The organism is Slackia piriformis YIT 12062 (genome assembly GCF_000296445.1).
Lineage (GTDB): Bacteria > Actinomycetota > Coriobacteriia > Coriobacteriales > Eggerthellaceae > Slackia > Slackia piriformis.
In genome coordinates, this window is record NZ_JH815198.1 from 1,795,573 (window position 1) to 1,804,830 (window position 9,258).

Genomic DNA, 9,258 nt, shown 5'->3' on the forward strand with positions numbered 1-9,258 from the left:
TTCGTTTGCTATACCGTTATTATGCTTCCTACACGTTTTTTCGGAGAGCTGACCGAGAGGCCGAAGGTGCTCGCCTGCTAAGTGAGTATACCCCAAAAGGGTATCTGGGGTTCGAATCCCCAGCTCTCCGCCAGACGTAGCTACACGAACCCCATCTGCATCACAGGTGGGGTTCGTTTTGTTTCTCCACTAAATCCTGGAATCGCGTCCCCAATTCGCCGGCCTCGGATTCTAAACGAATCGCCCGACCTCGAGTTTTTTTCGAGACCGAGCGATTTCAGAATAGGTCTACTTCACTCCGGCATCGCGCTTCTCGCACGGCGCCCGAAACCTCAGAACTGAACCTTGGGGGCAACCTCGGCACCCGCGACGGCATCGAAGCTCTCGCGCGCCTTGAAGCCGAACATGCTGGCGAAGACTACCGCAGGAAACGTCTGGATGGCGGTGTTGTACTTCATCACCGTATCGTTATAGCTCTGGCGCATGTAGCTGATTTTATCTTCAGTGGCGGAAAGCTCGGACTGCAGCTGCTGGAAGTTGGCATTCGCCTTCAAATCCGGATACGCCTCGGACACGGCAAAGAGGCTTTTGAGCGTGCCCGTCAGGATATTATCTGCAGCCATCTTCTCGCCGGGAGTCGATGCCGTGCTCACCGCCGAGCGCGCGGCGGTCACCTTCTCAAGCGTGCCCGACTCATGCGCCGCGTATCCCTTGACGGTCTCCACCAGGTTCGGAATAAGGTCGAGCCTGCGCTGCATTTGCACATCGATCTGAGACCAGGCGTTATCGACCATGTTGCGCAGCTTGACCAGGTTGTTATAAAGAACGATCAGCGCAACCGCAAGAACAACAACGATGACGACGATAATAAGAACGGTCATATCTTCCCTTTCTATAGCCGATTCGAGCAAAGCCTACCAAATTCTTTGCGAGGCTCCCAAATTCGTAGCGCAAACCGATGAGTTTTTCTCCATGATGCGCGCACCGGCGGATACAAACGTACAACTGCGAGCCCACCAGCCCTCAAGCTTCGCAGCGGAAACAATGCCATAGGCAGCAGCCATCGACTCGCACAGGCAGAACGTGGCAGAACCGCTTCCTGACAAAAGCACGCACGGCTCCCCAGTCCTTTCATCCTTGATAACCCCTTGCTGAGCGCCAAGCCATTCGCGCACGCGGACAAGCTCGGGAAGGACGCGCTCCGACGCAGAGGCAAGGTTATTAAACAGCTGCAAGTCTTCAGCGGACTGCGCGTTTCGCTCGTTTTCAAGCGCAGACGAAGAAACAGGCGCAGGGTCTTCGTCAAACGCACGGTAAGCCGCCGCTGTGGAAACCCCCGCATTCGGGCGAATCAGCACCAGGGCGCCTTTCATGGGAACAAGTTCACGCTCAAACACGTCTCCCCTGTCGCCCAAGACGGCGCATCCGCCACGCAAGAAGAACGGCACATCCGCTCCGATGCCCGCCGCAATGTCGAAGACCTCCCGGGATTCGGGGTCGACACCCCATAGGCGGCATGCCGCCAACAGCGCAGCCGCAGCGTTGGACGACCCGCCTCCCAGGCCCGCCGCATGTGGAATATGTTTGTCGATGACAACATCCACCGTTTCCCCACGTCCACGGTCGAACGCATCCGCGGCCTTCATGAGCGCCTTGTAAACAATATTATCCTCGGAGGAAATCTCAAGCGGTTCGACGCCTTCGTGCGCGACGCATCTGACCTGCACCGAAAAATCGTCCGATCCAGAAACGCATTCCCGACGCACCGTAAGCGTATCGTGCAAAGAAAGCGCATGCATGACGGAGCGAGCGCCATGATATCCGTCGGAGCGCCTTTCGCCTATCGCAAGATGCAAATTAACCTTAGCCGGCGAAAACACCGTTACCACATCGCTCATAGCTTCCTCCCGCTCATGTTTTTCTCCGTCCGACGGCGCGCAAAGAAATCCTTGAGAATCTGCGCGCATTCGTCGCCTAAAACCCCCGAGGTCACCTCGAAGGTATGATTGAGCCTATTGTCTTCGTTGACAGCGTACAGCGTGCCGAGAGCCCCCGCTTTCGGATCGGAAGCGCCGTACACACAGCGGCCAATGCGCGCTTGGTGCATAAGGCCCGCGCACATGATGCACGGCTCCAGGGTCACATACACCGTGCAATCCGACAACCGCCAGCGTTCAAGCTCACGCGAAGCTTGCACCATGGCCGAAAATTCCGCATGCGCCGAAGGATCGTGGTCGGCTTCGCGATGATTGCATGCCTCGGCGATAATTTCACCTTGGCACACCACAACGGCCCCTATAGGCACCTCTCCCGCCTCCGCCGCACGGCGCGCCTGCGCAAGGGCCGCCTCCATGTACAGCTTGTCGAGCGCGTCAGCATCCGAGACGCACTCAGAGCCGCCAAGAGAAACATCATCTGGACCTCTATCGCGCGCACTGGCTTCCTTTATGCATTTTTCTTGCACGCATCCTGCCTTTCATACATCTTTTCGTTCTTATGATTATACGAAATGAAGCCCTTCGCATTTCGAGCGTTGACGAAACGACAAAGACGCGCCATGCACTCTGTTTTAGACGCGAGACCCACACATCCAGCCGCACAGTCCAGGCGTGCAGCGCTCTCAAGCGAAAGCTCGCCCCGAGTGTGAATCCACCTCGCGCGCGTGGCGCTCTCGAACGCAAAGACCGCCCCGAGCACGAACGAGCCTCGCGCTCGATGCGAGATTCCAAACATGTAGTTATTTAGCACCTTAATAATTTGGCAATGTCAGAAACGTATACTGAACCACGTAATCAAAACAGGGGGCGCCCGCTCTCATGGCGCCATCCGAACCGACCGCCATTCGGCACGCAAAACGCCAGAACCAACCATGCGAAAAAGCCACGCACCGGCCCTAGCGAACAGCCGCCCCCTTCGGCAACGAGACCAGGCACGCACAGAGGAAACGAGGTACCATTTGAAATTGACGAGTAAACAGAAAGCGACGCTGGTCGTCCTTATCTTCGGAACATTCATCACCGTGCTCAACCAGACCCTTGTCACGCCGGCACTTCCGTCCATCATGGCGGAAATGTCCGTAAGCGCATCGACCGCGCAATGGCTCACCACCGGCTTCACCCTGGTCAACGCCATCATGATTCCCGTCACCGCCTATCTCACCGACCGTTACTCCACGCGCAATCTATTCATCGTGGCCATGCTTATCTTTTCCGCAGGCAGTGCTTGTGCCGGATGGGGTCCCAACTTCATCATCCTTCTCGCAGGACGCCTCTTGCAGGCAGCAGGCGCAGGCATTCTCATGCCCATGGTCATGACGGTCATCATGCTGACTTTCCCGCCTGAAAAACGTGGCTTCGCAAGCGGTCTTTTCGGTATCGTCATCGCCTTCGCTCCGGCATTCGGACCGAGCGCCGCTGGCTTCATCATCGATGCGTACAACTGGCACGTCTTGTTCTGGATTATCGTCGCGCTTTCTCTCTTGGTGATTCTCGCGAGTATTTTCACTCTCGAGCGAACGAGCATGACAAGCAAGGACGCAACGCTCGATACAATCTCGCTTTTCCAATCGACCGCAGGATTCGGGTCTCTTCTCTACGGCCTGTCGAGCATCGGCTCGTTCGGGCTCAATCCGATCGATATCGCCATCACGCTCGTAGGCGTTGTTGTCCTTGTCTTTTTCTTTAGGCGACAACTGCGCATGGATTCTCCTATGCTTCAGGTGCGCGTTCTCGAGAACAGAAAATTCCTCATCGGTACGGTCATTGGCATGCTTGTTCAGGGATCGCTTCTTGCTGCAGGCATCCTCATGCCCATCTATCTGCAAACGTATCTGGGATATTCCGCAACCGTTTCGGGCTTGCTGCTTATGCCTGGCGCCATTCTCATGGGAATCATGGGACCCATTGCCGGCCGCCTCTTCGATACGCACGGCCCCCGCGCACTGAGCCTCGTCGGCATGACGCTGCTTACCGCCACCACGTTCATGTTCGCGTTCCTCGGCGACTCGACAGGCCTCATCTTCCTTGCCGTCGTATATACGGCCCGCATGTTCTCCATGTCGCTTGTTAACATGCCCATCACCACATGGGCCATGAACGCACTCGATAACGACGTAATCAATCACGGAACCTCGGTCAACAACACGCTTCGCCAGGTTGCTGGATCTCTTGGCACAGCCGTTCTTGTCTCAGTTTCAACGGCCGCAACGGGGATGGCGTCAAGCAGCACAGATGCGCTGCATGCGGGCATCTTCGGCGTAAATGCTGCATTTTTCGCGAGCGGCATTCTGTGCCTTGCAGGGCTTATCATGACCATAGGATGGGTCAAAGACAAACCGGGAGATGCCGCAGCGTGCGACCCCCGCAACGAACGCCGCACGCTTCTTGAATCCCTCATGAAACGCGACGTCTTCACACTGCCCGAAACAGCGTCCGTCTTCGATGCCGTGCAGCTACTCGTTGAAAAGCGCATAAGCGCGGCCCCTATTGTCAATGCAAAAGGAAAGGCCGTGGGCTTCGTTTCTGACGGAGACATAGCGCGATGCCTCTCGAAACGACGCACAACGTATACCGACCCCGTGGCGCTTATCGAGCTGACAAACCTGAGTAGCGACGATTTCGACGTGAAGACTGATAAGATCATGAGCCAAAGCGTGTTGGAGATAGCCCATAGGGGCGTGATTTCCGTCGACATACACACCGATATGCGCGAAGTATGCCGCGTTCTTGGCGAAAACCATCTCAAAAAAGTCCCTATCACCGAGAACGGAGCGCTTGTGGGTGTTATAAACCTGTCCGATATCGCGCATTACTCAATGTCGAAATACCTCGAGCGGCATGGCGCCGACGCACAAAAGTAAGCAAACCGAGCGGCTACGGCAGCCCGTAAGCATCGCCGTAGCCGCATCATCCCCCCTGATAGATAGATAAGCAGGATGCGCATTTTCGTCTCTTGAGCGCATCCTGCTTCCATTTTCCAAACGCATCTTGTCGGAAACCACGCCCCGTTAACACCGGGCTCCACCAAAGCTCATGTCTCAGCATGCTTAACCCATTATCGCCAGAGGCTTCCTTGTCACCAGAGGCTTCCCGGCATCCACAAGAAAAGAAACAGACCACTCTTTAAAGCATCGCGTCAAAGGTTTGAAACCCCCATGATCTTTGCCGAATACATATCGACCCAGTATACAGCTGTAGAAAGAGATGGAATAAATGCACGCCTGATCGGCATCACAAAAAAGGCTCAAGGCCCCGCGGAAAAAGGAAAGGGGGCCGCGAGGCCCCCTGGAAGCGCGGAAGGGGCCCTGCGGCCCCTCCCCTGCGCGCGCCCTGCCCCCGATGGGGGCGGACGCGCCCTGCGCGAGCGCGGCGTCCCGTCCTCCCGCGGACTTGCTCCGCAGTACTTTGGGCGATGGCGGGCTTAGCTGCCGAGTTCGGGATGGGATCGGGCGATCCCCGCCTCCGTGGCCGCGCTCGCGCAGGGCGCCCCCTGCGCGTCCGGGACCCCACGGGCGCCCTGGCGGCCGCATAGCGTCGTTCGGGAGACGTTCCTCCTCTCGAGACCGCCCGCCCCGGGCATCCGGGGTCGGGAAGCAAGAGCTCGGGCTATTAGTACCGCTCGCCTGAACGCCTCGCGGCGCTTGCAGCTGCGGCCTATCGACCTCGTGGTCTACGAGGGCCCTTACCGGAGGGAGAACTCATCTCGGAGACGGCTTCCCGCTTAGATGCTTTCAGCGGTTATCCGTTCCGGGCGTGGCTAGCCGGCCGTGCCGTTGGTCGACAACCGGGACACCAGAGGCCCGTCCGCCCCGGTCCTCTCGTACTAGGGGTAGACCTCCTCAATTCTCCTGCGCCCACGGAGGATAGGGACCGAACTGTCTCACGACGTTCTGAACCCAGCTCGCGTACCGCTTTAAACGGCGAACAGCCGTACCCTTGGGACCGACTTCAGCCCCAGGATGCGATGAGCCGACATCGAGGTGCCAAACCTTGCCGTCGATGTGGACTCTTGGGCAAGATCAGCCTGTTATCCCCGGAGTACCTTTTATCCGTTGAGCGACGGCCATTCCACTCTGGGCCGCCGGATCACTAGAGCCGACTTTCGTCCCTGCTCGGCTTGTGGGCCTCGCAGTCAGGCTGGCTTGCACTCTTGCGCTCTGCGGGCGATTGCCGACCGCCCTGAGCCAACCTTGCGCGCGCCTCCGTTACTCTTTGGGAGGCGACCGCCCCAGTCAAACTACCCGCCTGGCACGGTCCCCCGCCCGGGTGCACGGGTCGGGGTTAGGCCGCCGACGCGCCGGGGGCAGTATTCCAAGGTCGCCTCCACGGGGGCTTGCGCCCCCGCTTCGCGGGCTCCTGCCTATCCTCTACGCGACGCGCCGTCGGCCAATGCCAAGCTGCAGTAAAGGTTCACGGGGTCTTTCCGTCCTTCCGCGGGTAATTCGCATCTTCACGAATAGTGCAATTTCGCCGGGTCCATGGTCGAGACAGCGCCCAAATCGTTACGCCGTTCGTGCAGGTCGGAACTTACCCGACAAGGAATTTCGCTACCTTAGGACCGTTATAGTTACGGCCGCCGTTTACCGGGGCTTAGGTTCGCCGCTTCGCCTTTCGGCTGACGGTTCCCCGTGACCTTCCGGCACCGGGCAGGCGTCAGACCCTATACGTCGCCTTGCGGCTTGGCAGAGTCCTGTGTTTTTGATAAACAGTCGCTTGGGCCGTTTCGCTGCGGCCCCCCGCCGCTCCGGAGGCTCGCTCCTTCACCGCGGGGGGCGCCCCTTCTCCCTAAGTTACGGGGCCATTATGCCGAGTTCCTTGACCATGGTTCACCCGATCGCCTCGGTATGTTCTACCCGCCCACCTGTGTCGGTTTTGGTACGGGCGCCGGGGCGCCTGCCTAGGGGTTTTTCTCGGAAGCGTGGGATCGCCGGCTTCGCTCGAAGCTTCGTCTCGCGTCTCGGGCCTGATGCGAGGCGGATTTGCCTGCCTCGCGCCCTACGCGCTTTCACGGGGACGTCCAGAACCCCGCCCGGCTACCCTTCTCCGTCGCCCCATCGGTCGTAAGCGCCGCCCCGGCGGTACGGGAATGTCCGCCCGTTGCGCATCGGCTACGCCTCCCGGCCTCGCCTTAGCTCCCGACTGACCCTGGGGGGATTAGCCTCGCCCAGGAAACCTTAGGCTTGCGGCGGCAGGGTTTCTCGCCCTGCTCTCGCTACTCATGCCTGCATCCTCACTTCCGCGCGGTCCACCGGGGGTCGCCCCTCCGGCTTCCGCCCTGCGCGGAAAGCTCCCCTACCATCGTAATGTATACGGTCCGCCGCTTCGGCGCCGTGCTTAGCCCCGTGAATTGTCGGCGCATGTCCACTCGACCAGTGAGCTGTTACGCACTCTTTAAATGCATGGCTGCTTCTAAGCCAACATCCTGGTTGTCTAGGCAAACGCACATCCTTTGCCACTCAGCACGGACTTGGGGGCCTTAGCGGGCGGTCTGGGCTGTTTCCCTCTCGAGCACACAGCTTAGCCCACATGCTCTGACTCCCGGGCTTTCGAATGGCGGCATTCGGAGTTTGGTCTGGGTCGGTAGGCGGTGAGGCCCCCTCGCCGGTCCAGTGCTCTACCTCCGCCATTTAACGCCCGAGGCTAGCCCTAAAGCTATTTCGGGGAGAACGAGATATCTCCGGGTTTGATTGGCCTTTCACCCCTATCCACGGGTCATCCCCTCCGTTTTCAACCGAAGTGGGTTCGGCCCTCCACGGGGTCTTACCCCCGCTTCAGCCTGCCCATGGATAGCTCACCCGGCTTCGCGTCCGCGGCGCGCGACTGAACGCCCTGTTCAGACTCGCTTTCGCTGCGGCTCGGTAGTCCTTAACCTCGCCGCGCGCCGCGACTCGCAGGCTCATTCTACAAAAGGCACGCCGTCACGGAACGCATTGTCCGCTCCGACTGCTTGTGGGCGCACGGTTTCAGGTACTGTTTCACTCCCCTCTCGGGGTGCTTTTCACCTTTCCCTCACGGTACTGGTTCGCTATCGGTCATCGGAGAGTATTCAGCCTTGGAGGGTGGTCCCCCCTGCTTCGCGCCGGATTTCACGTGTCCGGCGCTACTCGGGCCCCGCATCGCGCGGGGGGAGGGGGTTCGCGTACGGGGCCTTCACCCTGTCTCGCCGGCCTGTCCGGGCCGTTCCGCTCCCGCTCCCCTTTGTCACCGCGCCCCGGGCTCCGAAGCCCCGGGCGGTGCGGGCCCGCGACCCCCGCGTCGCAGCGCCTCCGGGCTGTAACGCGTACGCGGGTTTGGGCTGGGTGCGCTTTCGCTCGCCGCTACTCGCGCAATCTCGTTTGATTTCTCCTCCTCGGGGTACTTAGATGTTTCAGTTCCCCCGGTTGCCTCCCTCCGCCCTATGTGTTCGGGCGGGGGTGCCAGGGCATGGCCCCTGGCGGGTTCCCCCATTCGGGAATCCCCGGATCGAAGGCCGTTTGCGCCTCCCCGGGGCTTATCGCAGCTTGCCGCGCCCTTCGTCGACTTCCGATGCCAAGGCATCCGCCGTGCGCCCTCGGTATCTTGCTCCCGAGCGGGGACGCGCCCCGCCCGGAGATTAGACCTGAAGGCTCATGATGTAGTAGGTCATGAGAAAATATGAGTCGCTCGGTGCGCCCCTTCCGGGGCGACCGAGGAATCTGGGTAGATTCCATTGTCTAGTCTATTCGCGATCTCGATGCGACCACCTCTTTGCGGAAGCCGGCGAAGACTCTCATCCTAAAGATGGTCTTTGCATGCAGCTTCACGTTTCTGATTCGTGGTTGCGCAATCAGAGATTCGTCTCTCTCAAACGCTATGCGGCTGTCAAGGTGCCCCAGGGGTGCCCTGGAAGCCGGATGCTGGGAACGGGGGAGGAGCCTGCCCCGGCGCCGGACCGGCGTCGTCGGGGACTTTCTCTGGAACTAGGGTCTCCCTAGAAAGGAGGTGATCCAGCCGCACCTTCCGGTACGGCTACCTTGTTACGACTTCACCCCCCTCACCCTCCACACCTTCGACGCCTCCGCCCCTTGCGGGTTCGGCCGGCGGCTTCGGGTGCAGACGACTCGGGTGGTGTGACGGGCGGTGTGTACAAGGCCCGGGAACGTATTCACCGCGGCATGCTGATCCGCGATTACTAGCAACTCCGGCTTCGCGCAGGCGGGTTGCAGCCTGCGGTCCGAACTGGGGCCGGCTTTGTGGGATTCGCTCCGCCTCGCGGCGTCGCAGCCCGCTGTACCGGCCATTG

General features: G+C 59.9%; 4 protein-coding genes, 1 tRNA gene and 3 rRNA genes. 2 read left to right on the top strand and 6 right to left on the bottom strand.

Annotation, left to right across the window (positions count from 1 at the left end):
* Positions 1 to 42 precede the first annotated feature (42 nt).
* Positions 43 to 133 (top strand) — tRNA-Ser (locus HMPREF9451_RS09885).
* A gap of 199 nt (positions 134 to 332) precedes the next feature.
* Here the strand turns inward: HMPREF9451_RS09885 and HMPREF9451_RS07840 are convergent.
* Genes HMPREF9451_RS07840 through tadA form a run of 3 tightly spaced genes read right to left on the bottom strand, consistent with a single transcriptional unit; the run spans position 333 to position 2,464 of the window.
* Positions 333 to 881: a LemA family protein gene (locus HMPREF9451_RS07840; protein ID WP_009139769.1), complete on the bottom strand. Its 549-nt coding sequence runs from the start codon at positions 879 to 881 to the stop codon at positions 333 to 335.
* A 33-nt stretch (positions 882 to 914) separates the two neighbouring features.
* Positions 915 to 1,898 carry a 4-(cytidine 5'-diphospho)-2-C-methyl-D-erythritol kinase gene (ispE, locus tag HMPREF9451_RS07845; RefSeq protein WP_009139770.1) on the bottom strand — a complete coding sequence of 328 codons (984 nt, stop codon included), beginning with the start codon at positions 1,896 to 1,898 and terminating at the stop codon, positions 915 to 917.
* The gene (gene tadA / locus HMPREF9451_RS07850) at positions 1,895 to 2,464 is read right to left on the bottom strand and encodes a tRNA adenosine(34) deaminase TadA (protein ID WP_009139771.1); all 570 of its coding nucleotides are present in this window, start codon (positions 2,462 to 2,464) and stop codon (positions 1,895 to 1,897) included. Before tadA ends, ispE begins: the two co-directional genes overlap by 4 nt.
* A gap of 492 nt (positions 2,465 to 2,956) precedes the next feature.
* Here tadA and HMPREF9451_RS07860 point away from each other — a divergent pair, with 492 nt between their 5' ends.
* A complete protein-coding gene (locus HMPREF9451_RS07860) occupies positions 2,957 to 4,858 on the top strand; it encodes an MDR family MFS transporter (protein WP_009139773.1) in 1,902 nt (633 codons plus the stop codon).
* A 500-nt stretch (positions 4,859 to 5,358) separates the two neighbouring features.
* On the opposite strand, the gene rrf is transcribed toward HMPREF9451_RS07860, so the two are convergent.
* The 3 genes from rrf to HMPREF9451_RS07875 form a co-directional block, all read right to left on the bottom strand.
* Positions 5,359 to 5,473 (bottom strand): 5S ribosomal RNA (gene rrf, locus HMPREF9451_RS07865).
* A 113-nt stretch (positions 5,474 to 5,586) separates the two neighbouring features.
* Positions 5,587 to 8,561: ribosomal RNA gene (locus HMPREF9451_RS07870) — 23S ribosomal RNA — on the bottom strand.
* A gap of 389 nt (positions 8,562 to 8,950) precedes the next feature.
* A 16S ribosomal RNA gene (locus HMPREF9451_RS07875) occupies positions 8,951 to 9,258 on the bottom strand; the annotation flags it as partial.

Bases quoted from the DNA above. Each gene is read 5' to 3' on its own strand.
- HMPREF9451_RS07840 (WP_009139769.1), bottom strand. From the start codon at position 881: ATGACCGTTCTTATTATCGTCGTCATCGTTGTTGTTCTTGCGGTTGCG.
- ispE (WP_009139770.1), bottom strand. From the start codon at position 1,898: ATGAGCGATGTGGTAACGGTGTTTTCGCCGGCTAAGGTTAATTTGCAT.